This is a genomic window from Bartonella sp. AP65SXKL, assembly GCF_042195725.1.
In the GTDB taxonomy this organism is placed as follows: domain Bacteria; phylum Pseudomonadota; class Alphaproteobacteria; order Rhizobiales; family Rhizobiaceae; genus Bartonella.
This window is the reverse complement of the sequence record NZ_JBHIOW010000057.1, coordinates 1-1,830: the sequence shown is the minus strand read 5'-3', so window position 1 is coordinate 1,830 and position 1,830 is coordinate 1. Positions and strand designations below refer to the sequence as shown.

Genomic DNA, 1,830 nt, shown 5'->3' with positions numbered 1-1,830 from the left:
CTCCAGAGATTTCACGAATATAGTTACAACGACATAAAAGCTCTAAAGCTTGCTTAACGGTTTGATTGTCTGTTAAATATTTCCAATCACGTTTATAAACATCCCTTGCTATAAAAACATCGGGTAAACAATCACAGCGTTCAACAATTAATTTTGCACGCTCTGCTGTTAATGTATCCCCCGCCGCATAAAGTCTTTTGACATGACTTAACAGATATTTTTCCCAACGCAAGGCTGTTGTAATGGCATAGAGACCAATTTCTAAACGACCAGTGTCAAGAAGTTCAAAAATCAACGCAAGGCTTGCTATGGTCTTTGGCATTTTTAAAAGATGCGATTGTAAGCTTTCTGAGTAACTACCTCCTTTTGCCTCTTTATGAAGATGCTCTAACCATTCATAAAACTTCACTTGTGCTTCAGCAGAAAAACGCATGATCAGTGGTTGTTCGGGAGAACCTAAGCGTTTATCACGAAAAGAGCGAAATACCCCTTCATACTTTTGCCAGACCTCTTGATTGGGCGGTTTATCAACCAATTGCCACTCTTTATTGTCATCGGGCCAGACAATCATTTGAAAGCGTTGCAATAAACCGTCATCGTTTATTCCACGGTGTATGGCTTGAATGAGCGGAATAATGCGTGAAGGTTGAATGCCTCCAATCATGGATAAAGTGACATAAGGGATAAAAATGGTTCCACGCTCTATACGGTCATAAGTAAATTGATCATCGCCATTAAAAGCTGTTAAATAAAAGGCGCGGTCTGATTGATATTCCTTTCTTTCTAGATTGGCTAAAAAGCCAGCCAATTCATCACGCACCATTAAGAGACCACGGGGGTTTTCTTTTAAGAGTTCCCCAAGCTTTTCAACAGACACATCATTGACAATAGTGTCATCTTCATTTTTACGAGTAGAAACTAAGCGGTGTGCAAAGTGCATTATGCAATCATATTCGCAATATTAGAAAAATAATAATTTATCATTATTTACTGATACGGAGCGCAGTATTGTAGAAAATAATTTTCTTCAATTACAAAATAAATAAAAATACAGTTGATTAAGGAAATTTTTTCTTTGTATGGAGCACACGTAAAATACGCACAACGCCATTTGAAATATCATAAATCATGATATAATTTGGATGTACAATAAGTTCACGTGTATTTACAATTCGTCCTAAACGACCAAGGGTAGGAAATTTAACAAGTTTTTCTACTTTTTCAGATAAAAGTTGATCAAACTTTAAGGCAGCGGAAGGATTATCTTGTGATATGTATTCACGTATCTTTTTGCGGTCAACGTGTGCTACTTGTGTCCAAATTAGCTTCATAAAGTTGATCTATCTAGTTTACTTTGTGTCTTTAAGCGCCATTCTTTTGCTTCTGCTTCGATTTCTTCAGAAGACATTATATCACTTGCATTAGCAGAATTTATCCCTAATTGAACTTGTTCCCGAAACCATAAATCGTATGCACTTTTTTCTTTTTGTTCTTTTACGATATCGCGCATATAATCGCGCAATAATTGTGCACCAGATCTATCACACGCCTTTGCTGCTTTGGAAAATTCATTTTTTAATACATCATCGACGCGAAAGGTAAATGTTGTCTCAGCCATTTTACGACCACTTAATGTGTTACAAAGTAGTTCTAATGTAATGTATTTTTACTGTTTCTTCAATAGGTACTATTAGAATAGATATTTTATATCTATTTTGCATTTTCATAGGGTTGAAAGGGACGCCCATAAATCAACGGGCTCTGATAACAACCCAGACAAAAGAGCCAGACCGGTTTCAATGCCTTCACAAATGACCAGATGTTTTGGAT

The 1,830-nt window shown here is 36.4% G+C and carries 2 protein-coding genes and 2 pseudogenes; all 4 read right to left on the bottom strand.

What is annotated here, in order from left to right; genetic code table 11:
- Positions 1-889, bottom strand: a pseudogene (locus ACFIMP_RS09610) (DUF3987 domain-containing protein); the annotation flags it as partial.
- A 169-nt stretch (positions 890-1,058) separates the two neighbouring features.
- Entirely contained in the window at positions 1,059-1,331 is a 273-nt protein-coding gene (locus tag ACFIMP_RS09605) for a type II toxin-antitoxin system RelE/ParE family toxin (RefSeq protein ID WP_375610964.1), read from the bottom strand.
- Entirely contained in the window at positions 1,328-1,618 is a 291-nt protein-coding gene (locus tag ACFIMP_RS09600; RefSeq protein ID WP_375610963.1) for a CopG family ribbon-helix-helix protein, read from the bottom strand. Before ACFIMP_RS09600 ends, ACFIMP_RS09605 begins: the two co-directional genes overlap by 4 nt.
- 105 nt (positions 1,619-1,723) lie before the next feature.
- Positions 1,724-1,830: pseudogene (locus ACFIMP_RS10040) on the bottom strand (DUF7146 domain-containing protein); the annotation flags it as partial.